Annotated in this window: 22 protein-coding genes and 3 pseudogenes; 6 read left to right on the top strand and 19 right to left on the bottom strand. The window is 41.1% G+C overall.

Annotated elements, in window-relative coordinates; translation table 11 throughout:
• Window position 1: 1 nt before the first annotated feature.
• Window positions 2-487 (bottom strand): SAG1386/EF1546 family surface-associated protein, encoded by a 486-nt coding sequence (locus ACLNCV_RS05490; protein ID WP_084925649.1) that lies wholly within the window; start codon window positions 485-487, stop codon window positions 2-4.
• Between the two features lie 45 nt (window positions 488-532).
• On the opposite strand from ACLNCV_RS05490, the gene ACLNCV_RS05485 reads away from it, so the two are divergent.
• A complete protein-coding gene (locus tag ACLNCV_RS05485; RefSeq protein WP_004235080.1) occupies window positions 533-730 on the top strand; it encodes a ferredoxin in 198 nt (65 codons plus the stop codon).
• A 57-nt stretch (window positions 731-787) separates the two neighbouring features.
• Here ACLNCV_RS05485 and ACLNCV_RS05480 read toward each other — a convergent pair whose 3' ends face one another.
• From ACLNCV_RS05480 to ACLNCV_RS05455, 6 genes are all read right to left on the bottom strand, one after another.
• Window positions 788-1,753 carry a glycosyltransferase family 2 protein gene (locus ACLNCV_RS05480; RefSeq protein ID WP_084925651.1) on the bottom strand — a complete coding sequence of 322 codons (966 nt, stop codon included), beginning with the start codon at window positions 1,751-1,753 and terminating at the stop codon, window positions 788-790.
• A gap of 1 nt (window position 1,754) precedes the next feature.
• The gene (galE, locus tag ACLNCV_RS05475; RefSeq protein WP_024057477.1) at window positions 1,755-2,774 is read right to left on the bottom strand and encodes a UDP-glucose 4-epimerase GalE; all 1,020 of its coding nucleotides are present in this window, start codon (window positions 2,772-2,774) and stop codon (window positions 1,755-1,757) included.
• 299 nt (window positions 2,775-3,073) lie between these two features.
• On the bottom strand, window positions 3,074-4,177 hold the full coding sequence (locus ACLNCV_RS05470) for an NAD(P)/FAD-dependent oxidoreductase (RefSeq protein WP_084925653.1): 1,104 nt from the start codon (window positions 4,175-4,177) through the stop codon (window positions 3,074-3,076).
• A gap of 16 nt (window positions 4,178-4,193) precedes the next feature.
• The gene (locus ACLNCV_RS05465) at window positions 4,194-4,991 is read right to left on the bottom strand and encodes a Nif3-like dinuclear metal center hexameric protein (RefSeq protein ID WP_084925655.1); all 798 of its coding nucleotides are present in this window, start codon (window positions 4,989-4,991) and stop codon (window positions 4,194-4,196) included.
• A complete protein-coding gene (locus tag ACLNCV_RS05460; protein ID WP_084925657.1) occupies window positions 4,978-5,655 on the bottom strand; it encodes a tRNA (adenine(22)-N(1))-methyltransferase in 678 nt (225 codons plus the stop codon). The genes ACLNCV_RS05465 and ACLNCV_RS05460 overlap by 14 nt, the downstream gene beginning before the upstream one ends.
• A gap of 101 nt (window positions 5,656-5,756) precedes the next feature.
• On the bottom strand, window positions 5,757-8,093 hold the full coding sequence (locus ACLNCV_RS05455) for a cation-translocating P-type ATPase (RefSeq protein WP_261126273.1): 2,337 nt from the start codon (window positions 8,091-8,093) through the stop codon (window positions 5,757-5,759).
• Window positions 8,094-8,225: 132 nt separating this feature from the next.
• Here ACLNCV_RS05455 and ACLNCV_RS05450 point away from each other — a divergent pair, with 132 nt between their 5' ends.
• Window positions 8,226-8,975: a lysophospholipid acyltransferase family protein gene (locus ACLNCV_RS05450; protein WP_084950107.1), complete on the top strand. Its 750-nt coding sequence runs from the start codon at window positions 8,226-8,228 to the stop codon at window positions 8,973-8,975.
• A gap of 43 nt (window positions 8,976-9,018) precedes the next feature.
• Here ACLNCV_RS05450 and ACLNCV_RS05445 read toward each other — a convergent pair whose 3' ends face one another.
• The 6 genes from ACLNCV_RS05445 to rpsO form a co-directional block, all read right to left on the bottom strand.
• Complete coding sequence (locus tag ACLNCV_RS05445; protein ID WP_424844951.1) at window positions 9,019-9,711, bottom strand: alpha/beta hydrolase-fold protein; 693 nt, start codon at window positions 9,709-9,711, stop codon at window positions 9,019-9,021.
• Window positions 9,692-10,702: an ABC transporter substrate-binding protein gene (locus ACLNCV_RS05440; protein WP_424844950.1), complete on the bottom strand. Its 1,011-nt coding sequence runs from the start codon at window positions 10,700-10,702 to the stop codon at window positions 9,692-9,694. The genes ACLNCV_RS05445 and ACLNCV_RS05440 overlap by 20 nt, the downstream gene beginning before the upstream one ends.
• Before the next feature lie 19 nt (window positions 10,703-10,721).
• The gene (locus ACLNCV_RS05435; RefSeq protein ID WP_049499573.1) at window positions 10,722-11,477 is read right to left on the bottom strand and encodes an ABC transporter ATP-binding protein; all 756 of its coding nucleotides are present in this window, start codon (window positions 11,475-11,477) and stop codon (window positions 10,722-10,724) included.
• Between the two features lies 1 nt (window position 11,478).
• Window positions 11,479-12,525, bottom strand: coding sequence for a FecCD family ABC transporter permease (locus ACLNCV_RS05430; RefSeq protein ID WP_153209865.1), 1,047 nt, complete (start codon window positions 12,523-12,525; stop codon window positions 11,479-11,481).
• Between the two features lie 233 nt (window positions 12,526-12,758).
• Window positions 12,759-13,379, bottom strand: a complete 621-nt coding sequence (locus ACLNCV_RS05425; protein WP_000531713.1) for a CadD family cadmium resistance transporter — start codon at window positions 13,377-13,379, stop codon at window positions 12,759-12,761.
• Between the two features lie 742 nt (window positions 13,380-14,121).
• Window positions 14,122-14,391, bottom strand: coding sequence for a 30S ribosomal protein S15 (rpsO, locus tag ACLNCV_RS05420; protein ID WP_001018251.1), 270 nt, complete (start codon window positions 14,389-14,391; stop codon window positions 14,122-14,124).
• Window positions 14,392-14,593: 202 nt separating this feature from the next.
• Between rpsO and ACLNCV_RS05415 the strand changes: the two are divergent.
• The 3 genes and pseudogenes from ACLNCV_RS05415 to thrS all read left to right on the top strand — a co-directional run bounded on the left by ACLNCV_RS05415 (window position 14,594) and on the right by thrS (window position 17,232).
• A pseudogene (locus ACLNCV_RS05415) lies at window positions 14,594-14,967 on the top strand (hypothetical protein).
• A gap of 100 nt (window positions 14,968-15,067) precedes the next feature.
• Window positions 15,068-15,248: pseudogene (locus ACLNCV_RS05410) on the top strand (hypothetical protein).
• A gap of 40 nt (window positions 15,249-15,288) precedes the next feature.
• Entirely contained in the window at window positions 15,289-17,232 is a 1,944-nt protein-coding gene (gene thrS / locus ACLNCV_RS05405) for a threonine--tRNA ligase (protein WP_261126272.1), read from the top strand.
• A 243-nt stretch (window positions 17,233-17,475) separates the two neighbouring features.
• Here the strand turns inward: thrS and ACLNCV_RS05400 are convergent, their stop codons facing one another.
• From ACLNCV_RS05400 to ACLNCV_RS05375, 6 genes and pseudogenes are all read right to left on the bottom strand, one after another.
• Window positions 17,476-18,525: a DUF389 domain-containing protein gene (locus tag ACLNCV_RS05400; protein ID WP_049516469.1), complete on the bottom strand. Its 1,050-nt coding sequence runs from the start codon at window positions 18,523-18,525 to the stop codon at window positions 17,476-17,478.
• On the bottom strand, window positions 18,522-18,845 hold the full coding sequence (locus ACLNCV_RS05395) for a potassium channel family protein (RefSeq protein WP_000825751.1): 324 nt from the start codon (window positions 18,843-18,845) through the stop codon (window positions 18,522-18,524). The genes ACLNCV_RS05400 and ACLNCV_RS05395 overlap by 4 nt, the downstream gene beginning before the upstream one ends.
• A gap of 81 nt (window positions 18,846-18,926) precedes the next feature.
• A pseudogene (locus tag ACLNCV_RS05390) lies at window positions 18,927-19,124 on the bottom strand (DUF389 domain-containing protein); the annotation flags it as partial.
• A gap of 290 nt (window positions 19,125-19,414) precedes the next feature.
• A complete protein-coding gene (locus ACLNCV_RS05385; RefSeq protein ID WP_004242726.1) occupies window positions 19,415-20,926 on the bottom strand; it encodes an ATP-binding cassette domain-containing protein in 1,512 nt (503 codons plus the stop codon).
• 798 nt (window positions 20,927-21,724) lie between these two features.
• Window positions 21,725-22,699: a sensor histidine kinase gene (locus ACLNCV_RS05380; protein WP_049551324.1), complete on the bottom strand. Its 975-nt coding sequence runs from the start codon at window positions 22,697-22,699 to the stop codon at window positions 21,725-21,727.
• A complete protein-coding gene (locus tag ACLNCV_RS05375) occupies window positions 22,692-23,369 on the bottom strand; it encodes a response regulator transcription factor (RefSeq protein WP_049551323.1) in 678 nt (225 codons plus the stop codon). Before ACLNCV_RS05375 ends, ACLNCV_RS05380 begins: the two co-directional genes overlap by 8 nt.
• A 155-nt stretch (window positions 23,370-23,524) precedes the next feature.
• Here ACLNCV_RS05375 and ACLNCV_RS05370 point away from each other — a divergent pair, with 155 nt between their 5' ends.
• Window positions 23,525-24,598 (top strand): DUF2974 domain-containing protein, encoded by a 1,074-nt coding sequence (locus ACLNCV_RS05370; protein WP_004255618.1) that lies wholly within the window; start codon window positions 23,525-23,527, stop codon window positions 24,596-24,598.
• Window positions 24,599-24,629 lie beyond the last annotated feature (31 nt).

Raw genomic sequence — 24,629 nt, 5'->3', positions numbered from 1 at the left:
CCTATTTGATTTTGACAACATCACCTGGATTAGCAAACCAAGATCCTGTAGCCATATGGCCAGGATTCAAAGCCTCTAGCTGAGCAATCGAGATTCCTGCACGAGCGGCAATGGCTGCTTCTCCTTCTCCAGCTAAGACTTTTGTAGTTCCTTCTGGATCAGTTGGATGTTCTGAGCTACTAGATGACTCTTCTACCTTCTCCTCTGAACTAGAAGATGCCTGCTCTGAACTACTAGAAGATGAAATCTGTACTACATTTGCATCAGAATCGTGAAAATCTTTTAAGGCTGCCGTGCGATTGCTCCCACCCGATGAAAGATAGATCAGAACAATGATCATCACGACTACAATCACAAAGAAAATACTTGCTAAGATAGTTAAGATACGGTTAGCAACGACTCCTCCACCTTGTTCTCTCTTACGACGTTCTGATCTTGTTTCTTCTTGATTCTCATAAATATCTTCTTGCCACGGTTCTTTTGCCATACCTTACTCCTTGTTTTTTTTTACTTTTCTTATTACAATATAAATATGAAAATCACACTTATACCTGAACGTTGCATCGCCTGTGGGCTTTGCCAAACTTATTCTGAATTATTTGATTACCACGATAATGGAATCGTGCGTTTTTACGATGACCCTGACCAACTAGAAAAAGAAATCTCTCCTAGTCAGGACGTCGTAGAAGCTGTTAGAAACTGTCCGACACGTGCCTTGATTAAAGATTAACTCTAACATCGATAAGAACGTTCCACTCCTTCTAGTTTAGCATATTTCCATGCAAAATTATAGTCTTTTCTCTTTATTTTTTTCTGTAAGATCAGGAAGGTCACTTTTTTCTTTGACGAGATAAAGTGGTCTTTTTTTAGTCTCTAGATAAATCTTACTGATATACTTGCCGAGAATCCCAATGGTCAAGAGTTGAATCCCACCAAGAAAGAGAATAACAGCCATCAGAGACGTCCAACCTGATGTCGGATTACCCAAAATGAGGGTCCGAACCACAACAAAAAAGGTCATAAGCAGAGAAATAAAACAAGATAGGAGACCAGCTGCAAAGGCTATAATCAAGGGAAAATCTGAAAAGTTAACAATCCCTTCAATGGAGTAAAAAAAGAGTTGCCTAAAACTCCAACTGGTCTTGCCAGCCTGCCTTTCGACATTTGGATAGTCCAGATAGTGGGTTTTAAAACCCACCCAGGCAAAGAGCCCCTTTGAAAAACGATTGGACTCGGTCAAGCTTAAAATAGCATCGACTACAGACCGTCTCATCATTCGAAAATCACGGACACCTGAGGGCAAGGCTACTGGGCTAATTTTTTTCATAAGGCGGTAAAAGATATCAGCACAGAAACTACGAAAGAAGGGTTCTCCCTCCCGACTGGTTCTCCGTGTTCCTACGCAGTCCAAGTCTGCATTTTGGTCTAGTAAGTTTTTCATCTCAAGCAACATACTAGGAGGATCCTGGAGATCTGCATCCATCACCACCACTAGATCTCCTGTCGCATATTGTAAGCCTGCATAGAGGGCTGCTTCTTTGCCAAAATTTCGAGAGAAAGAAATATAATGAACTGCCGGATTTTGCTCCCGATAGGCCTTTAAGAGTTCCAAAGTCCCATCACTTGATCCATCGTCGACAAAGACATACTCAATTTCTGTTTCCAAATCTGGAAGTAAAGCTTCCAAAGCCTGATAAAAAAGAGGAAGTACTTCCTCTTCGTTTAAACAGGGGACAATGATTGACATCACCATCTTAGTCTTCAAATCCATTTGGATGCTTGCTTTGCCAACGCCATGCGTCTTCACACATTTGGGTGATGCCTAATTCTGCTTCCCAGCCGAGTTCTGCTTTGGCTTTTGCAGGATCTGAATAGCAGGCTGCGATATCCCCTGGGCGACGGTCTACGATGCGGTAAGGAATTGGACGTCCCACTGCTTTTTCCATATTTTGGATAATTTCAAGAACTGAGTAGCCTTTACCTGTTCCAAGGTTATAAACGTTTAGACCTGAACCTTTTTGGATTTTTTTCAGAGCTGCAACGTGACCTTTAGCCAAATCGACAACGTGGATATAGTCACGAACACCAGTTCCGTCTTCCGTATCGTAATCGTCTCCAAACACTTGCACTTGCTCTAATTTTCCAACGGCTACTTGAGTCACATATGGCAAGAGATTGTTTGGAATACCGTTTGGATTTTCTCCCAAATCTCCACTCTCATGGGCTCCGATTGGGTTAAAGTAACGAAGCAAGACAACATTCCATTCTGAGTCAGCTTTGTAAATATCGGTCAAAATTTCCTCAAGCATAAGCTTAGTGCGGCCATATGGATTAGTCACTGAAAGTGGGAAATCTTCCAAGATGGGCACTGTATGCGGATCTCCGTAAACTGTCGCAGAAGAACTGAAAATGATGTTTTTACAGTTGTTTTCTTCCATGACCTTCAAAAGACTAACAGTTCCAGCGATATTGTTGTCATAGTAGGCAAGAGGGATACGTGTTGATTCGCCAACAGCCTTCAAACCAGCAAAGTGAATGACCCCTGTTGGTTCTTCTTGCTTGAAAATATCTCTGAGAGTATCAGTATCACGGATATCTGCCTCATAGAAAGGCACTTCAACTCCTGTGATTCTTTCAACAACTTCTAAACTTTTTCTATTACTATTAACAAGGTTATCCACCACAACAACCTGATGACCTGCTTGGATTAACTCAATAACAGTGTGGGTTCCGATAAAACCTGCTCCACCCGTTACCAAAATCTTTTCTTGCATCTTTTTTCCTCGATTCTCGGATTATTTTTTCTTATTTTACCATTTTTGATAGGGAATGTCATTTGCCATCCTAGAGGGGAGGCTAAAATTTAAGTAAAATGCTTATACTCTTCGAAAATCTCTTCAAACCACGTCAGCCTTGCTTTGCTGTAGGTAGGGTTACTGACTTCGTCAGTTCGATCCACAACCTCAAAACAGTGTTTTGAGCTGACTTCATCAGTTCTATCCACAACCTCAAAGCAGTGCTTTGAGCAGCCCGTGGCTAGTTTCCTAGTTTGTTCTTTGATTTTCATTGAGTATTATTCGCTTTTTACTCGTTTGACATAGTTTTCAATTGGGTAGTTTAGAGGGTCCAAGGTCAACTCCTTGCCTTGGATCAGTTGAGCTAGATGGTAACCAATGATAGGACCAGTTGTGAGGCCTGATGAACCTAGTCCACTAGCAGCATAGACACCTGCCAATTCTGGTACCTGCCCAAAGAAAGGTGAGAAATCACTGGTATAGGCACGGATTCCCACACGCTCAGCTCTTGAAGTCGCTACTGCCAAAACTGGATAGTGAGGCAAGGCTGCCTCCTCCATTTTCTGGAGTAAGGTTTCATCTACCGTCAAATCAAATCCCATGTCATTTTCATGAGTAGCGCCTAAGGATAATTTCCCACCTGCAAAAGGAATCAAATCCCACTCCCCTTCTGGCATAACAACAGGGTAAGTTCCCATGTCTTGGGTAAGTTGATAATCTCGGAGTTGCCCCTTTTGGGGACGAACATCTACTTCATAACCTAAAGACTCTAACAGGTGTCCCAACCAAGCTCCCGTCGCCAAAATAACCTGATCAAACACCTCTTCGCCAATCTGGTAGCCTGATGCTAAAGGTGTCAGAGTCACTTTTTCTTTGACCAGCTTGACCTGACTGGCTTCCAGCAAACGAGTCACTAAGAGTTGACCATCTACTCTCGCTCCACCAGAAGCATAGAGCAAGTGATCAAATCCCTGCAAGCCAGGGAATAATTCATTAGCTGATGCTTGATCCAGAATGGCTAATTGCCCTATCAAAGGAGATTCTTCTCTACGCTGGAGGGCTAGTTGATAGAGTTCTTCCAACTTAGTTTCATCCTTTTTCAGGAGAAAGACTCCCGAACGCTGGTAAAAGTCGATTTCTTGTCCTGACTTCTCTAAATCAGCTAATAAATCCACATAAAAGTCAGCCCCCAAGCGCGCCATTTTGTACCAGGCCTTATTGCGGCGTTTGGAAAACCAAGGGCTGATAATTCCTGCTGCGGCCTTGGTAGCCTGACCTTGTCCATGGTCAAAGACGGTTACTTCTAGGTCACTTTCTTTAGAGAGGTAGTAGGCAGCTATTGCTCCCACAATTCCTGCTCCGATAATGGCAACTTTTTTCATTGTTTTCACTTTCTAACTAGATATGGTGGAAAGGATTGGTCGATACTTGACTAGGTACAATATCAATTGTCCATCCATTTTCAGCCTTCCATTGAGTAAGGAGTGCAGAAATTTTTTCCACAAAAAGCACTTCAATATAGTGACCTGGGTCCAATGCCAGTAACCCATCAGACAACATATCCTGGGCAGTGTGGTAGTAAATATCACCAGTGATATAAACATCTGCCCCCTTTGCCAAAGCATCCTTATAGAAAGACTGCCCGCTACCACCACAGATGGCCACTCTTGAAATAGGCTTCTGCAAATCACTCTCTTGATAATGTACCATTCGAAGGCTATCTAAACCAAAGACTTGCTTGACATGTTGGGCCAATTCCCCAAATGTCTGAGGCTGAACATTCCCAATACGTCCAATTCCACGTTCAGGGCCAGTTTCCTGCAGATAGATAGTTTCCTCGATACCTAGCATCTGACAGAACCAATCATTGAGACCATTTTCAACGATGTCAATATTGGTATGGCTGACATAAACTGCAATGTCATGCTTAATCAGGTCTATATAAATCTGATTTTGTGGACGGCTAGCTACCAAATCCTTGATGGGACGGAAAATCGGCGCGTGCTTAACAATAATCAAGTCCACACCCTTTTCAATGGCTTCAGCCACCGTTTCTTCACGAATATCCAGAGCAACCATGACACTTTGGATATCCTTGTCCAAAGTTCCAATTTGCAGGCCACGACTGTCTCCCTCCATGGAAAACTCCTGAGGGCAAAAAGCTTCATACGCGTTAATCACTTCACTTGCTAGCATGGAGAACCTCCTTGATGGCTTGAATTTTATCTACTAGAACTTGACGTTCCTCCAGATTTTTTTCTGGGATTTGTCCGAGGGCAAACTCTAGCTTAACAGCTTCTTTTTGCCATTTTTGGACAAAGACTGGACTGACCTCTTTGCACAAGAAAGGTCCAAAGCGGACATCGCTGGCTGATAGCTTCATTTGTCCTGCTTCCACCACCAAAATCTCGTAAAACTTGCCAGCTTCTTCTAAGATGCTTTCAGCTACAATCTGAAACCCATTCTCTTGTAGCCAGATACGCAAGTCGTCTTCACGATTATTAGGCTGGAGGATCAATCGTTCTACATTAGCTAACTTGTCCAAGCCTTCTTCTAAAATCCTAGCAATCAAACGCCCACCCATACCTGCAATGGTAATGACAGACACTTGGTCTGCCTCTTCAAAGGCTGCTAGGCCATTGGCTAAACGGACTTGGATTTTCTCCTTTAAGCCGTGAGCCTCAACATTTTTAACCGCAGACTGATAGGGACCTTCCACAACCTCGCCTGCAATGGCGCTTTTGATTTGACCTCTCTCAACCAACTCAATTGGCAGATAAGCATGGTCACTCCCCACATCTAGTAAAATAGCCCCTTGGGGAACAAAGGAAGCCACCAATTCTAATCTCTTTGAAATCATCTTCTCTCTCTTTCCAAAACTCTGTTACCTCTTATTATACCACATTTCAGCTGGCAATCTTGCACCTAAAAAAACCGCAATCCACAGATTGCAGCCTTTCTTTATTTTCTGGCTTGATAGCGACTAGTCAGGATGAAAATCACGGTAAAGACCAACATCATGGCCCCATAAACAGGTAACGTTTGTCCATTCAAGGTTGAAATTTCAAGCAGTTTTTGAATTCTTGGGAAGAGAGCTGTAGCTAGGAAGCCTCCTACTGACCAAACAATCAAGAGGACACGCCATAAGGTAAATGGCATGCAGGCTCTAAATACGGATAAGAAACCAATTGACCCCAAGAGATAATAGAGTAGAGTTGAGATTTCTAACTCAGACCAACCTTGGCTACTTCCAAATATTTTCACAAAAAGAACGCTGAACACAACCATGAGAGCACTTGGTAGAGCACGAAGCATGGATCTTCTGAGGAAGTTTGGCTCAACAGGTTTGATATTTCGCTCAAAAGTCAGAACGAATGGTGGGAAACCTTCCACGAACTGGTCAATCATGGTAATCTGGATCGGAATGAAAGGGAAGATCAAGATCCACTCAGATCGTCCCAGAAGAGCACTGGCGATACAGATAACTGCGAGCAAGAAAGAATAGATGGTCTTTATCAAGAAAATCGGGGCGATATGGGCAATGTTATTGACCACGCGACGACCTTCAAAGAGAATCTCAGGAACATCATTAAAGTCAGAGTTCAAGAGAACCAGATTGGCAATCTGACGCGTCGCCGGATCCCCTTCCGCCATCACGATAGAACAATCCGCCTCACGAAGGGCGAGAATATCATTGACTCCGTCTCCTGTCATAGCTGTTGTATGACCCGCTTTTTTCAGCGTTTGGATGATGAGTTTCTTTTGATGAGGGGAAACACGTCCGAAAATAGCTGTCTCCTCAGCCATAGCAATCAATTCCTCATCCGTGATTTTTGAGCAATCTACATAGCTGGCATAGTCCACAAAACCAGCCTTCTGGGCAATGCTGGATACAGTGACTGGATTGTCACCAGAGATAATCTTGAGGCCCACTTCCTGAGAACGGAGATAGTCCAGCGTCTCTGCTGCTCCCTCGCGAATCGGGTCCAAGATTTCCAGCAAGGCTAGAGCCTGAATATCAGATGGTTTCTGTGGCTTGTGATGGTCCAGTTTTTCCTGACTGAGAGCTAAGACCAATACACGTGAACCTCTCTCCAAGGCCTCTCTGGCTTCTGGGACCTCAGAATCCAGCAACATCTCAGGTGCACCTAAGAAAACTGTTCCCAAACCTTCCAATTCCATTGCTCCCCACTTGCGGTCGCTTGAGAAGGGAAGATTAGAGAGCATAGGATAGGCTACTTGGCCTTGGAAACGCTGGCGAATGGCTTGGGCAGTTGGATTTTTATCCTCACTGTGGGCTATGTAGCTGGTCAGGATGCTAGCAATAGTCTCTTCACCATAAGTTGCCGTCAGCGGAAGAACAGCCTCTACCTGCATCTTTCCTTGGGTGATGGTACCCGTCTTGTCCAGACAGAGCATATCCACACGAGCCAAGGTCTCAACAGAGTACATCTCCTGCACCAAGACCTTTTTCAAGCCCAACTTAATCACCGCAGTCAAAAGCGAAGTAATGGTCAAAAGGGCAATTCCCTTAGGTAACATCCCCAGAAGGGCTGTCGACGAATTTACAACGGACGACTTAAGAGGCAAGCCTTTTAAAAGCAAGGCTTCTAGTAAGAGAGCCAGACCAAAAGGAATGATAATCTTCCCAGTAAAACCAGCTAGCCTGTCCAAAGATTTCATGATACGAGAGTTGATTGGTTTAACGGTCTTGGCTTCCAGCATGAGTTTGGCAGCATAGTTGTCTGCACCGACATGGTGAACTTGAGCTAAAACTGACCCACTGGCTAGGAAACTTCCTGACAAAAGCAAGGCATCCACTTCCTTTTGCACCAAATCACTTTCCCCCGTCAACATGGCTTCATTGACTTCCGCAAAGCCTTCCAAAACCAAGGCATCACTGGGAATCTGCTCTCCTGCAGACAAACGAATGACATCTCCTAACACCAATTCTTCAGGATTCAGAGCCACTTCTTGGCCATCACGAATAGTCTTGACCTTTTCCTTGGTCATGAGATTGAGCTTGTCCACCATGTGTTTAGCCCGCAGCTCGGTCACAATCCCAGAAAAAGCGTTAAAGCAGATAACAGCAAAAAAGACCAAATTGCTCCAAGCCTGCACAAAGGCAAGGGCCAAAGCAATGGCAAAGTTCAAAGCGTTAAAAAGGGTAAAGACATTTCGTTTAACGATTTGCCAAGTGCTAGTACTGGCCGATGCAGTAAAATCATTGACCAAGCCCTTAGCCTGTCTTTCCTTGACATCTCTTTGGGTTAATCCCATAATCTTATTTTTATCCATAAATTCTATCATATCATTTTTTTTAACAGAATTCTAATCTCACCCCAAATATGCACCTAGTCAAGGGAAAAGTTTGCCAGCCCTCCTTTGATAAGGTATAATAATAACAAGAAAATAATCGAAGGAGATCGCATGTTTTATACTTATTTACGTGGATTGGTTGTCTTGCTCCTATGGTCCATCAATGGCAATGCCCACTATCATAATACTGATAAAATTCCTAATCAAGATGAAAATTATATTTTGGTTGCGCCTCACCGCACTTGGTGGGATCCAGTTTACATGGCCTTTGCGACCAAGCCAAAACAATTTATCTTTATGGCCAAAAAAGAACTCTTTGCCAACCGTATATTTGGTTGGTGGATTCGTATGTGCGGTGCTTTTCCTATCGACCGTGAAAATCCAAGCGCCTCAGCCATCAAATACCCTATCAACGTCCTTAAAAAAAGTGATCGCTCTCTCATCATGTTTCCAAGTGGGAGCCGTCACTCAAACGATGTAAAAGGTGGCGTAGCTCTGATTGCCAAAATGGCCAAGGTCCGTATCATGCCGGTTACCTACACAGGTCCCATGACCTTGAAAGGCTTGGTTAGCCGTGAGCGTGTCGATATGAACTTTGGAAATCCAATCGATATCTCAGATATCAAGAAAATGAATGATGAAGGCATTGAAACAGTCGCCAATCGCATTCAAGCAGAATTCCAACGTTTGGACCAAGAAACGAAACAATGGCACAATGATAAAAAACCAAACCCACTCTGGTGGTTTATCCGCATCCCTGCTCTCATCCTTGCCATTATCCTCGCTATCCTAACCATCATCTTTAGCTTTATCGCAAGCTTCGTATGGAATCCAGATAAAAAGAGAGAAAAACTTGGTTAAATAAATACAACAATCCCTTGGCAAAAGCCAAGGGATAAATCTTTTATTCGATTTTCCATTTTTGGGCCAACCAGCTAGAAAAAGCTAGAAATCGCTCATCCACTTGTTCATGATGCCCATAAGGGTCAAAGACAAACTGACAGTTCGGATAGTGTTTCTGAAGACTGGTATGGATCTGCTCAGCATAGACTGGTGCTTGAGCCAAGCGATTAGTATGATGAGCTCCTTCTGTTTGACCATTCTGTAAATACAGCAAACAGTCCAAATTTTTCACATTTTCTTCCTTGCAGTAAGTCACAAAATCAGGATACCAAAAGGAACCGCAGATGGAGAAGACACAGGAAACCTTGTCAAAGCTGAAAAGACTGTAAACTGCCACCAAGCCACCTAGTGAATAACCTCCGTAGGCAAGGCGAGTTTCGTCCAGGCGATAAAGTGAGTGCAACTTATCTAAAAGACCTCCAAATAAATGTTCATGATAGACGTTGGCCTGACCGCCAAAATCTGGAAATCCATCTCTCAGAGCAGCTGACTTCCAGGGCGTGTAGTCATCTAGGCGATTTTTAGAGGTCAAGCCCACTAAAATCACAGATTCGGAAAGGGACGATAGGAAGTCCAAGTTGCCATCATTCAATAAAATAGCCGGATAGGTTTGATTGGGGTCGTAGTTAGAAGGAAGGCTGATTTTGACTTGAATTCCTTCCCAATCAAACTTATTATTTATTGATAAAGTCATTGATTTTCTCAAGGGAATCAATCACTGCTGGACCATAGTCCATCAATTCATCGTAAGAGATGGTCATGATTTTTTGATTCTTAATAGCAGGAACGCTTTCCAAAACAGCATTTGCCTTCATCAACTCTACTGCTTTTTCATCCAATTTTTTATTGCGGTCGCTGGTTACATAGATAATCAATTCAGGATCCATTGACACGAGATTTTCCAAGGTCAAGCCTGATGTCCCCGTAGCAACGTTTGTATAACCAAGTTGGTTCAGCAAACTTTCTTGCAAAGCAGACTTGTAGGCACCGAAGGTTTCATCATTATAAGCAACCATAATCAAAGCCTTTTTCTTTTCACCTTGGCTTGCTGGATTTGCTTTCTTAACAGCATCAATTTTAGTTTGTAATTGTGCTGCGTATTCATTAGCCTTGTCCTGAACATTAAAAATCATTCCAAGATTTTTGACATCTTCTACGATATTCCCCAAATCTTGCTGAATTGTTGAGAGAGAAGCTTTTTGTGTATAAACTGGGATTTTATTTTCATTCCAAGTGCTAACTGTCCCCAAGGATTTTTCAGAAAACATCATGTTTCGACCCATTACAGCGTCTGGCTCATAAGAAAGGACTGTCTCCTGTGAGACTGTTTTTTTATCCCCAATTTGAGGAATCGTCGCAATCGCGTCCTTGTATTTGTCCGTCACAGCATTATCAGGGTTAAGCATGCCAACAATTTTATCCTTCAACCCCAACTCCAATAAGATTTCAGTGGTTGAAAGATTGTTGGTGATAACTTTTTCAGGTGCCTTGTCAAAGACTTGTTCGACTTCATTCCCTTTCGCGTCATAGGTTTTGATAGTTAGCGGATAAGTCGTCTCTGCTTTAGCCTTTTGACTTGTCTCTGTGCTAGATTGTGTGGTAGCTTTTTCTGTAGTAGTGTTACCACAAGCTGCCATGGTTAAGGTAGCTACTGTTACGAGTAAAATACTGAGTGTTTTTTTCATCTTGTTTTCCTTTTCATTCTTATAAATAGTGAATCATGGCTTGCTGATCATCGGTCCAAGTAACCTGACTTTGAACTCCGTATACAGTTTGCAATGACTCAGGGGTGATGGTCTCCTTTGGAGTCCCTTGGTAAAGGATTTCCCCCTCTTTCATCAGATAGAGATAATCCGAATAGCGACAAGCAAGTTGAATATCATGTAGGACAGCTAGAACATTGATCTTAAGATTCTTCACAATGGCTAACAAGTCTAGCTGATACTTGATATCTAGGTGATTGGTTGGTTCGTCCAGGAGCAAGAGAGTCGGTTCTTGCGCCAAGGCACGTGCTAATAAGACTCGCTGCTTTTCTCCCCCTGACAGAGACGAATAGAGACGAGTTTTCTTCTCAAGCATATCCACCTTGACAAGAGCATCATGAACGAGGGCATAATCCCTTTCCTTTTCCTTCTGTAAAAAAGAGAGATGGGGCGTTCTTCCTAGCAAGACGATTTCCTCAACTGTACAATCAAACTGCAATTGATTAAACTGGGTTACAACTGCCATTTGCTTGGCTGTTTCTTTTAGTGACCAATGCTCCAGTGGCTTTCCATCTAGGCTTATCAAGCCTTTGTCTGCCTTTTCCTGACGATAGAGGAGTTTAAGCAGGCTGGTTTTCCCACTTCCATTTGGTCCTAGTATCGTGTGAAATTGATGCCCCTCAACCCTAAGAGAAACACCTTTGAGGATTTTTTTCTCTCCTAGTCCAAAGTGGATATCCTGACAAATCAAGTCCATATCAAGCCCTCACCTCCCTTCGCCTACCTCCAACAATGTAGATAAAGAAGGGAGCACCTACTAAGGCTGTGAAAATACCAATTGGCAGCTCAGCATTTTGAATAATGACACGAGAGAGTACATCTGCCCAGATAACGAAAAGGGCACCTAGTAAAGTCGCAACAGGAAAAAGTCTCCTGTAATTCGTTCCTACTAACCCTCGAGCTAAATGTGGAGTAATCAGACCGACAAATCCAATAATCCCACAGGTCGCCACCAAGACTGCTGTCAACACAGCCACCATGGTCACATAAAGATACCAATAAAAGCGTAAGGGAACCCCCAAAGTTAAAGCAGCCTCATCTCCCATCATCATCGCATTAAAAACACGATACTGCGTAGAAAAAAATAGAAAGGCCATTCCCACTACTATAGTTGGCAAAACTAAGTCAGACCAGGTAGTCCCAGCAAGCGAGCCCATGGTCCAAAACTTAATAGTCATCACACTGTCAGCATTAGCACCAACTGAGATAATAAAGTTGGAAAAAGCCAGAAAGAGAGCATTGACAACCGTTCCTGATAAGATCAGACTGGAAGTCGTCATCCTTCCCTGCATAGAGGCAATGATGAGGACAGCAATTGTTGCCAAAATAGCTCCAAGAAAAGCGCCAAGGCTAATCATCACTTTCAAACCAAGAATGATGCTCAAGGTTGCCCCTAGAGTTGCACCCGCAGAGATTCCTAAGACATAGGGCTCAGCGATGGGATTGTTCACTGTGGACTGCATCACGCTACCACACATAGAAAGACCAGCCCCTACTATCAGCCCCAGCAATACTCGGGGGAATCTCATGTTCCATACAATGGCAAGAGTGGACTTTGGCACCTCTCCTATCTCAAGAGGAAACCCCAACCTGCTCAAAATAATCCGATAGGTATCTCCTAGATGAATCGCAACAGATCCCATTGAAACTGCTAGAAAGAGGGAAATCCCTAAAACACCTAGCAAGACACCTAAAAGCAACACAAATTGCAGGTCCTGTCGGCTTCCAGAAAATTTGGAAAGCATGCAAACCTCCTTTGATAGAATCTTAAAAATTTAGAAAATTCTCATGAAAAGTATACCATATTTTCAACAATGGAACAAGATGAGAAAAATGAATATAGTTGGTCTTACAGTGCTAATAATCGTAACCGAAGATTATACTTGAGTATATCGAGGTAAGAGGACAACATAAAAAGCCCTCTAAAATTAGAGAGCTGATTTGAGATTGGGATAAAATCCTAGTGAAACAAAAAAATCTACACGGTCAGAAAAGTCTCTATCGTGCCATTTTCATACATGATGTATAGTCCAAGTAGAATGAATACTAAGGGCACAATGATTCGCTCGTATTTTTCAATTGTCTCGAATATTAAGGGAATAGAGGATAACACCCGACTAATCTCGCATAAGATAATTATGCCGATTACAAACACAAGCAAGGCCACGAGGGTCTGTGACCAATCTAACGAAGCAAAATAAGGTATATAGATACCTAAATTATCTCCGCCAGACGCAATTGTCAGCAATGTAACTGTCCAAAACAGTTGATTTGCCTTGCTTTGTTCTAATCTTTCAATAATTTCTTCCTCTTCTTCCTCTTCTTCCTCACCTTCTCCAACAATTGCAAAGCGAATCCCTAAATAGATAGGGATTAAACCAAGCAATCCAACCATCCATTCTTCAGGCACGAAATTAACGACATAAGCAGCAACTAAACTCGCCCCTACAAGTAAGCCTGTGCCTAGATATTGCCCCGCATAAATATGCCATTTTTGTTTATTCTGTGATAGCTGTGCAAATAAAATAAATAAAATAATTAAATAATCGATACTGGTGGAAATATAAACACCAATAGCAGATATGATTGTCTGTCCCATAAAAACCTCCTGTATTAGTCAGTAATAAATCAGCAGATTTTAGGAGAGCACAGACACATTAATTTAGCTATCGCTAGTGGGTAATGTCGAACATAGGAAAGCATTTTACTCCTCCTCAAAACGTAGTTACAAAGTAATTTCTAACTGGAATTCGGTGACTACTTCCATGTAAAGTATAACATACTATACTTTACTTCGTAAAGTGTGGGCTCTCCGAAGGGGCTTGCAGACAGCTACTCGGCTTTTCAAGCCGAGTAGCTACGCACCCTTATGGTGTAATTAGCTGATACCATTTGAGGTTTTTGTAGTCTCCAAAATTGTGACCGATAAAACACACAATCCGCTATTAAGGTGGGTTACTCAGTTTTTGTAGTCTCCAAAATTGTGACCGATAAAACCTCAATAAAAAAGCCCTCTGAAGTCAGAGAGCTGATTTGAGCCCGGGCTAAAATCCTAGTGAAAAAGATGAAACTCCTTGTGTTCATCGAACACTGTGTCATTTCCCTATTTTCATACGGATTTCTTACGCCCTTAGCATCATGATTCTTGCTGGATAAAACGTTTATAGATTAGACGGCGAGGAGAAGAATGTACGAAACTTTCAGTGAAACAAAAAAAATCTCCCCGAAGGGAGATCATTCTGGTTTATTTTACCTTACAGTGCTAGGAACCGTAACCGAAGATTATACTTGAGTATATCGAGGTAAGGTAACAACGCAATGTAAGTGGAAAATAAAGCAGATTAGCGACGAAGTCCTAGAGAGTTGATTAACTCACGGTAACGGTTAACGTCGTTTTTACGCAAGTATGCAAGCAAGTTACGACGGCGACCGATTTTCTTCATCAATCCACGGTAAGTAGCGTGGTCTTTTTTGTGTTGTTTGATGTGTTCGTTAAGGTGGTTGATTTCCCAAGTAAGGACAGCAACTTGAACCTCTACTGAACCTGTATCACCTTCGTGACGTGCATATTGTGCGATGATTTCATTTTTTTTCTCTTTTGAGATTGCCATGATGTTTCTCCTTTTTATTTGGCTTCATCCGAGTGACAGGTTGGCATGCCTGTAACCAAGAAGAAGTTATTTGTCTTTACGACAATCCCTATTCTACCAATAACTAACTTCTTTGTCAACAGATTTACTTTCTTGTTTTAAACATGCTATAATAATCATAGCAAGAAATCTAAGTTATCTGTTTTTAAACGAGGTGATTATCATGCCTAGATTCTATTCCCATCTCCCCTACTATTTGGTCATCTTTTTCTTTTACTGGCCACTTTATGAGTTGTTATCACTAATCGTTTCTGACTCCCTTACACTCAAGAGTCTCTACGTAAATAATATTCTCTTCTATACACCTCTAGTAATCTTCATTGTGTCGTTACTATATAGCTACCGTTTCCGTTTCTCACTTTGGTGGTTAATTGGTAACGGACTGCTCTTTTGCTTTACTATCATAACTTTTGGTGAGTTTATACTAATTTACTTGCTAATCTATGAAACCTTGGCTCTGGTGGGCATGGCTTCCGGTATTGGCATCAAGCATATTCTACAAAAATGAAAAACAAAAAACTTTCACAAAATCCTTGAAAAATCTCACAATCATGCTATAATAATCCATAGAGACAAGTCACTTAGTTCCTTTCTACTAGAGAGTGCGTGGTTGCTGGAAACGCATAGGAAGCCTAAACTGATACTACTCTTGAGTTTTTATGAAAACATAAAACGGTGGCCACGTTAGAGCCAATCAGAGGTGTCCCTCTTTTTTGAGGAACATAAATGAAGGTGGAACCACGTTGCGACGTCCTTTCGAGGATGTCGCTTTTTGTTTTTCTAGCTTTCACAATCCTCTGTCCCTGTTTTTAGAATAGGGTTAACACATTCGTCAATAATATAAGTAAGGAGAACATCATGATTAACATTACTTTCCCAGATGGCGCTGTTCGTGAATTCGAATCTGGCGTTACAACTTTTGAAATTGCCCAATCTATCAGCAATTCCCTAGCTAAAAAAGCCTTGGCTGGTAAATTCAACGGCAAACTCATCGACACTACTCGTGCCATCACTGAAGATGGAAACATCGAAATTGTGACACCTGATCACGAAGATGCCCTTCCAATCTTGCGTCACTCAGCTGCTCACTTGTTTGCCCAAGCCGCTCGTCGCCTTTTCCCAGACATTCACTTGGGAGTTGGTCCAGCCATCGAAGACGGCTTCTACTACGATACTGACAACACTGCTGGTCAAATTTCTAACGAAGACCTTCCTCGTATCGAAGAAGAAATGCAAAAAATTGTCAAAGAAAACTTCCCATCAATCCGTGAAGAAGTTACTAAAGACGAGGCACGTGAAATCTTCAAAAATGACCCTTACAAGTTGGAATTGATTGAAGAACACTCAGAAGACGAAGGTGGTTTGACCATCTACCGTCAGGGTGAATATGTAGACCTTTGCCGTGGCCCACACGTCCCTTCAACAGGTCGTATCCAAATCTTCCACCTTCTCCATGTAGCAGGTGCTTACTGGCGTGGAAATAGCGACAACGCTATGATGCAACGTATCTATGGTACAGCTTGGTTTGACAAAAAAGACTTGAAGAACTACCTTCAAATGCGTGAAGAAGCCAAGGAACGTGACCACCGTAAACTTGGTAAAGAGCTTGACCTCTTCATGATTTCTCAAGAGGTTGGTCAAGGTTTGCCATTCTGGTTGCCAAATGGTGCGACTATTCGTCGTGAGTTGGAACGCTACATCGTTGACAAAGAGCTAGCTTCAGGCTACCAACACGTCTACACTCCACCACTTGCTTCTGTTGAGCTTTACAAGACTTCTGGTCACTGGGATCATTACCAAGAAGACATGTTCCCAACTATGGACATGGGTGACGGGGAAGAATTTGTCCTTCGTCCAATGAACTGTCCGCACCACATCCAAGTCTTCAAACATCATGTTCACTCTTACCGTGAGTTGCCAATCCGTATCGCTGAAATCGGTATGATGCACCGCTACGAAAAATCTGGCTCCCTTACTGGTCTTCAACGTGTGCGTGAAATGTCTCTCAACGACGGTCACCTCTTTGTGACTCCAGAACAAATCCAAGAAGAATTCCAACGTGCTCTTCAGTTGATTATCGATGTTTATGAAGACTTCAACTTGACTGAATACCGCTTCCGTCTCTCTCTTCGTGACCCTCAAGATACTCATAAGTACTTTGACAACGATGAGATGTGGGAAAATGCTCAAACCATGCTTCGTGCAGCCCTTGATGAAATGGGCGTGGACTACTTTGAAGCCGAAGGTGAAGCAGCCTTCTACGGACCAAAATTGGATATTCAAGTTAAGACAGCCCTTGGAAAAGAAGAAACCCTTTCTACTATCCAACTTGACTTCTTGCTTCCAGAACGCTTCGACCTTAAATACATCGGAGCTGATGGTGAGGAACACCGTCCAGTTATGATCCACCGTGGTGTAATCTCTACTATGGAGCGCTTTACAGCTATCTTGATTGAGAACTACAAGGGTGCCTTCCCAACATGGCTTGCACCACACCAAGTAACCCTCATCCCAGTATCTAACGAAAAACACGTGGACTACGCTTGGGAAGTGGCTAAGAAACTCCGTGACCGTGGTGTTCGTGCAGATGTAGATGAGCGCAATGAAAAAATGCAGTTCAAGATCCGTGCGTCACAAACAAGCAAGATTCCTTACCAATTGATCGTTGGGGACAAGGAAATGGAAGACGGAACAGTCAACGTTCGTCGCTACGGACAAAAAGAAACACAAACTGTCTCAGTTGATGACTTTGTTCAAGCTATCCTAGCTGATATCGCCAACAAATCACGCGTTGAGAAATAAGAGATAAAATCCTAGCTACCTAAAAAGCAACAACTATTTCAGCTGTTGCTTTTTATATTTTTACTCAATGAAAATCAAAAAGCAAACTAGGAAGCTAGCCGCAAGCTGTACTTGAGTACGGTAAGGCGACGCTGACGTGGTTTGAATTTGATTTTCGAAGAGTATTATTTAATCCGAGCTAGTAGTGATTGACCAAACCACCACACAAGATTTGCTTTCATGAGTTAGATAAGGTCAATATCCTCAATCCTTGTCTGCTTCATTTTCTTTTACGAGATCTTTTTGTGAATCTTTTTCAGAGAGTTTTTGATCAATATACTTGTCAATGTTTTCATAAAATTCCTTGGTCGCTTCACTATCTAATGTTGGCGAGTTCTGAACTTGATTCACTTTCAATTGAACAGATTGAATACCGTAAGAGGCTTGTTTTTGGTGGAGTGTTTCTAATTCTTCTTCTGAAATCGGATCTCCAACAACCGTCAAGACCAATTCATTGTTACTTGACTTGTAGACTTGATTAATAACCGTATAATTGGCGAACTCTTTTCCTACAAACTGTTTGATCCCTTCTTTGCGCGCTTGTTCTATTGTCAGAGTAACTGCCGAATAGCTAGCTGGAAGAATCAACAATACAATCAAAGATATCAAGCCAATTCTCATTTTAATGCTCAGCTCTTTAAATGAAGTTAAAGGAGATTTTCTCATCAAAATTCTTGTTCCAACAATGTTGGCTAGCATGATAAAGACACAGTTGATCAAGAAAAGATAGAGAGCCCCCAATAAAAATCGTACATTCCCATTAGCTAAACCATAGCCAGCAGTACAGATAGGCGGCATCAGAGCTGTAGCAATGGCTACTCCTGGCACGATATTGTTTGCTTCTTTTTTCCTTGAACCGATCACACCAGCAATCCCACCAGCAATAGCAATGAGGACATCCCAAATGGTTGGAGAGGTTCGTGCAATCAACTCGCTACTTGCATAAGACAAGGGAGAAATCCAGAAATACAGAGTCGAGACAAGCAAACTGACCAACACTTGAGTCAATAAAACCTCTAGAGATTGCTTGATTAAACGCGTATCAAAAATAGCTAAACCGAATCCCAGTCCAACAATCGGTGTCATGAGAGGTGAAATCAACATGGCTCCTATAATGACAGCTGTTGAATTCATATTTAGTCCGATAGAGGCAATAAAAATTGCACACATCAAAATCGCTGTATCTCTCAATCGAACATGAAGGTCATCGTATAATTTCTCACGGTATTCCCGTGTTGAATAATTGGCAGTCATTTGTCCTCTCCTCTTTCCTTATTTAAATTGGTATAATAATTAAAAATAACAGCTGATAAACAGCCAAAAAATATGAGCCCATAAATCGTCAAGAAGACACTGGTAATCCTTCCAATCAAGGTCACAGCTAGGAGATCCCCGTAGCCGACAGTCGTCGAAGTCACAAAAGCATACCAAAGACCGTCTCCGTAATTTGTGATAGCAGGTTCAACTAGGAAAAGCACCCCTCCTGACCCAAAAACAAAGGTCACAAAACTCAGAGCAAACCGAGTAAAACCCGTAACCTGCATAATATGCCATAACATTTTTAAACGTTTCATTTGTTCTCCTTATTCATACTAGCTCCTGACCGAGCCGTTTTTTTCCAATAATCAAAGTGAAGATAGGACATGATCTCCATCACCAAACCCCAGTCCAACAATCGGTGTCATAAGAGGGGAAATCAGCATGGCTCCAATAATGACAGCTGTTGAATTCATATTTAGGCCAATAGAGGCAATAAAAATCGCACACATCAAAATCACTGTATCTCTTAATCGAACATGAAGATCATCATATAATTTCTCACGGTATTCACGTGTTGAATAGTTTCCAGTCATTGGTTACTCCTTTTATTTCGTATAATTTTGTTTCTGCATGGATGATGGTAGAGAGACTTCTGTCCAATCTTACATATTTTTCTTCTCACCTGTTATTCTTTTGAAAATTATCCTTTAAATATCCGTCAGTCCATCCTTAACATTATATCAAAAATTTTACAGTCTTTCTTCGAAGAAATCTATCAATTGAATAGATAGATGAAGCAAGAAATTTTTGTTTCCTTATCCGAAGAAGGAAAAACGGTATCTCCTGAACCTTGATACTATGCGTTTTATTCTTTATAATTTAGCTATTTCAAAATTACAAGTTCTCCATTCTTAATTTCCCAAACTTGGTCAAACTTACTTAATAATTCGTTTTGGCGATGTAAAGTAACAATGACGGCACTTGGTAGTTCCAGAACTCTTTCCAATTCCATTTTAAACTGATTAGTATCCAAGGCAGAGAAAGGTTCGTCTAGGATAAGCAATGGATTTTTACGATTTTTCTCACGATTTAAATACATTCGTTGTTGCTGACCACCTGACAGGGATTGTGGTGGAATTTTTTCAAAATCTTCTTCTCTGAATTTTTCATTGAAACTATTGAATAGCGTTACATTATTTTCATAACTCGAAATAAATGTATGTTCTTGTTGCAGAATCATACCGAATCTTCCCCAAAGATGGTCCAAAACAAGCCCATCTAGCACAATTTGTCCTTCAAAATCTTCATCTGTTCCATTTAAAATGTTGAGAAGACTACTTTTTCCAGACCCATTCTTACCAATAAGCGCAATTTTATCCCCTTTTTGAATCGTAGCGGAAGTAATTATCAATTTTGATTCTCCCAGTTGTTTGGAAATGTTTTTCAAAGTAATCGTATCAAAAGAATGTTGAGGTGCTTGAACTGAAACGGGTCTCCCAACAATGTTTTGAAAACTCTTGATTACAGGCTTTACGGACTCTAACATTTGTAAATCATAAAGGATTTCCTGTATTGGTTCAGAAAAAGCATTAATATATCCGAAACTCGCCACCACCTCAGGAATACCGAGTTGCTGGTGAGATAGAGAGTAGGCTAAATAAATAAACAGAACAAGACTAATGAATTCAAAAGAAACACCTGTCAATAAGATGCCTGTAATTTTTGTCAAACCATACTTAAAATACTTATCCTGCAAATTCTTTAGAGAACTCTTTTGTTGATTCAAAAAATGCGACATAGTTAGTTTATTTACCAAATGATGTCCCATGAGCAAATCCTCCAAAGTTCGATAGTAATCTCCTTGTTTTTTCAAGTAAACCTGTCTACGATTAGCGGTCAACTTCCCAACGATTTTAGGAATTTGAATACTAATTCCAGTAGAAAAGATTAAAATCAGTGATACAATAGGATTAATTGTTCTGCTAATAATGAAAGCGTAAATGATGATACGTAAAATTTGTTTGATAAAACTCATCAATGGAGGAAGGTAATCCTTTTCCAACGAATCTAGGTCATTAGATTGATAGGAAATATACTCTGCTACTGTTTTCTGCTTGAAATCGTGGTGACTGAGTCCCAGAAGTGAACGAAACCACTCATTTTTCAAAGTAGTCGAAAAGATAATCCCCTGCTTCCAATCAAGTATCATTTGGATATAGTTACAACTCAAATAGCCAGCCACTGACATAGAGTAACCATATAGAGCTACTTGATAATCCCCTTTGATTAATGCCTGCGTGAAATACGGTAACAAAGCTGTGCAGATATTCGATACTACACCAAAAAGAAAATTAAAGAAGAGATACCATCTAATAGTTTTAAGATATGGTAGCATATACGATACTCCTTGCTAATGCGTTTTTTTACATATCGCAGAACAATCTCTACTATTCCCTATTTCAGATAGTCCGATACTCGGACATTGAGTGCAATAATTGTAAATCACACAAGTACTGCAGTTTTTACTATCATTCAAAATATAATTTGCTATTTTGTAAAATATAGGTCTATCCCATGTTTCTTTGATAGATGTAAAATGAATATTTCCAATACTTCTATTGAAAGTAAGCTTTTTCAGTTTTTCTAACGATTTAGGCTATTTCGTGACACACCCACAATCCGTGAAAATTCTGGTTATATCAGATTATGTGATTTTCGTAAGAATTTTATATTGTCTCCAATCATGGCAGTCTCCTTTTACTTGATAAAACTATTATAATATTTAGAAATTAAAAACTGGTTCAAAATCAATAGAATGTGTGTATTCGATACATTCAATAAATTCTTGGAAACAGTTCTACACCAGTTACATAAATCTATATACACCTATCTCATTCAAAATAAAAAGAAAGCTGCAGTTCTTTTAATCCTGTATCAACGATTCATTCTGAAATCGAATAGGAGACATTTCCCAAGTCTACAATTCACTTCATCTCAAATTAATTTTTGTAATTCACCCTTAGTTTATAGATTTTATACTCAACAAAAGTATAAAGCATACAAAACTTCACTTTGAACCAGTATTTATACTATATTCCGTATTAAAAATTCTATTATTGGTTTTGTAAAAAACAGTCTTCAAATATCCTGAAATATAGCAAAAAGAGATTGGGTAAAAACTCATTGTCTCTTCTCACTCAAGGACTAAGTTTACTTGAGCAAACTGAATCCGCACTATCGTTCCTTTTCCAACCTCAGACTCGATACGAATCTGGTGCCCCAGTTCTTCAGAAATTTTCTTAGATAGATAGAGGCCAAGTCCAGATGACTGCTGGGTCAGGCGTCCATTATATCCTGAGAAACCGCGTTCAAAGACTCGGAGGACATCACTGTTTTTTATCCCGATTCCCGTATCCTTGATACAGAGTTCCTGGCCTTCCATATAAATCTCCAGACCACCTTCCTTGGTGTACTTGAGACTATTTGAGATAATTTGTTCAATGACCACTAGTAACCACTTCTTATCCGTCACAATTTCTTTATCAAGGTCATATAGGTTGACATTTAGGCCTTTTTGAATAAAGAAAAGAGCATATTTACGAATTATTTCCTTGACCAAGTCCTCAATTTGCACCTGCTTCAAGACCAAATCATCATGGAAACTTTCTAAACGCAGGTACTGTAAAACTAGATTGGTATAGGAATCAATCTTGAAAATTTCCTGTTCTAATTGCTGCTTCAGTTGGCGGTCGGCTACTTCTGCAACTAAGAGTTGACTGGCTGCAATGGGGGTCTTAATCTGATGGACCCACAAGGTATAGTAATCCAGTAAATCCGTCAGTTTTCTTTCTGAATCTGATCTCTGCTGATAAAGTTCCATCTCACGCGCTTCTAATTTTTCTGCTAAAACTCTTTCCAAAGGAGACTGAGCTTCCCTCTCCCCATAGAGAATTTCCTGACGATATACCTGCATTTCTACCAATATGTCCCAAGCGAAAAATAAAATGGTTACAAAGCAACACAAGAGGAAAAAGTAGAGAAAGTAAATTCCCAAACTGGCAAATAAAAACTGAAAGAGCAAAACTAGAAATGCTAAAGCAAGCAGATAGACAAACAGACGACTACGGGAGCGCAGATAGGCTAGAAAAAATTGTTTCCAATCAAGCATGCTTTAATCCGTACCCTATTCCTTTCTTGGTCTCGATAAATCCAATCAAGCCCTGCTCTTCCAACTTTTTACGCAAACGAGCCACATTGACAGAGAGAGTATTATCATCAATGAAAAAGTCACTGTTCCAAAGTTCTCGCATCAGGTCGTCACGCGCTACGATATTACCTGCATGCTCAAACAACACGCGTAAAATCTGGAATTCGTTCTTGGTCAAGTTCAAGACTTGCCCTTGATAATGTACATCCATTGATTTGGTATTGAGGATAACACCGGCATATTCCAGTAAACTCTCGTCACGCCCAAACTCATAGGAACGACGCAACAAGCCCTGAACCTTGGCTAAAAGAACCTGCTGGTCAAAAGGCTTGGTCACAAAGTCATCCGCCCCCATATTGATTGCCATGACAATATCCATAGCCTGGTCTCTCGAAGACAGAAACATGATAGGCACCTTGGAAATCTTGCGGATTTCCTGACACCAGTGATAGCCATTAAACAAGGGCAATCCAATATCCATGAGGACCAGATGAGGCTCCGACTGGACAAAAAGACTCAAAACTTCCATAAAGTCTTCTACCAGAACCACTTCAAATCCCCATTCAGAGAGCATTTTTCCGACTTGTTGACGAATAACCTGATCATCTTCTACTAATAAAATCTTGTGCATCTGATTCTCCTTTGCTATTATTATAACAGATTTTTCAATGCTAGAAGATCTGAAACTGAATTTGAAGCAGCTTGTTTTTAGGCAACAAAATGAGGCAATCCTACTAGCTAATTTAAGGGAAATTTGATAAGATAAATAAAAAGAAAGGAGTTCTTATGACCAATATTTTTGACTACCTGAAAGATGTCGCACACGATTCCTTTTACGATCTTCCTTTAAATGAGTTAGACATTCTAGCCTTAACAGAAATCACCTACCTCTCCTTTGATAATTTGGTCTCCACAACTCCTATGCGACTTTTAGACCTGGCACCTCAGGTCCCAAGAGAATCTAACATGTTGACCAGCAAAAATCGCCTCCAGCTATTAGATGAACTAGCTCAACACAAGCGCTTCAAAAATTGCAAACTCTCCCATTTTATTAATGACATCGACCCTGAACTGCAAAAACAATTTGCGGCTATGACCTACCGCCTCACTCTCGACACCTATCTGATTGTCTTTCGTGGGACAGATGACAGTATCATTGGCTGGAAGGAAGATTTCCACCTAACCTATATGAAGGAAATTCCTGCTCAAAAGCACGCCCTTCGCTATTTAAAGAACTTTCTTGTCCAACATCCTAAGCAAAAGGTCATTCTGGCCGGGCATTCCAAGGGAGGAAATCTAGCCATCTATGCTGCTAGTCAAATTGAGCAAAGCTTACAAAATCAAATCACAGCAGTTTATACCTTTGATGCGCCTGGTCTCCACAAAGAACTGACACAAACCGAGGGCTATCAAAGGATAATGGATAGAACCAAGGTCTTCATCCCTCAAGGATCCATTATCGGTATGATGATGGAAATTCCTAACCGCCAAATCATCGTGCACAGTACTGCCTTAGGTGGTATCGCCCAGCACGATACCTTTAGTTGGCAGATTGAGGACAAACGCTTCGTCCAACTGGATAAGACCAACAGTGATAGCCAACAAGTCGACACAACCTTCAAGGAGTGGGTGGCCACAGTCCCTGACGAGGAACTCCAGCTCTACTTCGACCTCTTCTTTGGCACCATTCTAGATGCTGGGATTAGCTCCATCAATGACCTGTCTTCCTTAAAGGCGCTTGAACACATTCATCATCTCTTTGTCCAAGCTCAATCCCTCACTCCAGAAGAAAGGAAAACTATGGGTCGCCTTACCCAATTATTGATTGATACCCGTTACCAAGCCTGGAAGAATAGATAATACTCTTGAAAATTAAATGTATACAAAACAA

Source organism: Streptococcus sp. CL5.50, assembly GCF_049738015.1.
In the GTDB taxonomy this organism is placed as follows: domain Bacteria; phylum Bacillota; class Bacilli; order Lactobacillales; family Streptococcaceae; genus Streptococcus; species Streptococcus mitis_CA.
The sequence above is the reverse complement of the archived record's forward strand: the minus strand, read 5'-3'. Positions and strand labels throughout refer to the sequence as shown.

Excerpts from the sequence above, each read along its gene's own strand:
- ACLNCV_RS05490 (WP_084925649.1), bottom strand. The coding sequence starts at position 487 with ATGGCAAAAGAACCGTGGCAAGAAGATATTTATGAGAATCAAGAAGAA.
- ACLNCV_RS05485 (WP_004235080.1), top strand. The coding sequence starts at position 533 with ATGAAAATCACACTTATACCTGAACGTTGCATCGCCTGTGGGCTTTGC.
- ACLNCV_RS05480 (WP_084925651.1), bottom strand. The coding sequence starts at position 1,753 with ATGGTGATGTCAATCATTGTCCCCTGTTTAAACGAAGAGGAAGTACTT.
- galE (WP_024057477.1), bottom strand. The coding sequence starts at position 2,774 with ATGCAAGAAAAGATTTTGGTAACGGGTGGAGCAGGTTTTATCGGAACC.
- ACLNCV_RS05470 (WP_084925653.1), bottom strand. The coding sequence starts at position 4,177 with ATGAAAAAAGTTGCCATTATCGGAGCAGGAATTGTGGGAGCAATAGCT.
- ACLNCV_RS05465 (WP_084925655.1), bottom strand. The coding sequence starts at position 4,991 with ATGCTAGCAAGTGAAGTGATTAACGCGTATGAAGCTTTTTGCCCTCAG.
- ACLNCV_RS05460 (WP_084925657.1), bottom strand. The coding sequence starts at position 5,655 with ATGATTTCAAAGAGATTAGAATTGGTGGCTTCCTTTGTTCCCCAAGGG.
- ACLNCV_RS05455 (WP_261126273.1), bottom strand. The coding sequence starts at position 8,093 with ATGGATAAAAATAAGATTATGGGATTAACCCAAAGAGATGTCAAGGAA.
- ACLNCV_RS05450 (WP_084950107.1), top strand. The coding sequence starts at position 8,226 with ATGTTTTATACTTATTTACGTGGATTGGTTGTCTTGCTCCTATGGTCC.
- ACLNCV_RS05445 (WP_424844951.1), bottom strand. The coding sequence starts at position 9,711 with ATGACTTTATCAATAAATAATAAGTTTGATTGGGAAGGAATTCAAGTC.
- ACLNCV_RS05440 (WP_424844950.1), bottom strand. The coding sequence starts at position 10,702 with ATGAAAAAAACACTCAGTATTTTACTCGTAACAGTAGCTACCTTAACC.
- ACLNCV_RS05435 (WP_049499573.1), bottom strand. The coding sequence starts at position 11,477 with ATGGACTTGATTTGTCAGGATATCCACTTTGGACTAGGAGAGAAAAAA.
- ACLNCV_RS05430 (WP_153209865.1), bottom strand. The coding sequence starts at position 12,525 with ATGCTTTCCAAATTTTCTGGAAGCCGACAGGACCTGCAATTTGTGTTG.
- ACLNCV_RS05425 (WP_000531713.1), bottom strand. The coding sequence starts at position 13,379 with ATGGGACAGACAATCATATCTGCTATTGGTGTTTATATTTCCACCAGT.
- rpsO (WP_001018251.1), bottom strand. The coding sequence starts at position 14,391 with ATGGCAATCTCAAAAGAGAAAAAAAATGAAATCATCGCACAATATGCA.
- thrS (WP_261126272.1), top strand. The coding sequence starts at position 15,289 with ATGATTAACATTACTTTCCCAGATGGCGCTGTTCGTGAATTCGAATCT.
- ACLNCV_RS05400 (WP_049516469.1), bottom strand. The coding sequence starts at position 18,525 with ATGACTGCCAATTATTCAACACGGGAATACCGTGAGAAATTATACGAT.
- ACLNCV_RS05395 (WP_000825751.1), bottom strand. The coding sequence starts at position 18,845 with ATGAAACGTTTAAAAATGTTATGGCATATTATGCAGGTTACGGGTTTT.
- ACLNCV_RS05385 (WP_004242726.1), bottom strand. The coding sequence starts at position 20,926 with ATGCTACCATATCTTAAAACTATTAGATGGTATCTCTTCTTTAATTTT.
- ACLNCV_RS05380 (WP_049551324.1), bottom strand. The coding sequence starts at position 22,699 with ATGCTTGATTGGAAACAATTTTTTCTAGCCTATCTGCGCTCCCGTAGT.
- ACLNCV_RS05375 (WP_049551323.1), bottom strand. The coding sequence starts at position 23,369 with ATGCACAAGATTTTATTAGTAGAAGATGATCAGGTTATTCGTCAACAA.
- ACLNCV_RS05370 (WP_004255618.1), top strand. The coding sequence starts at position 23,525 with ATGACCAATATTTTTGACTACCTGAAAGATGTCGCACACGATTCCTTT.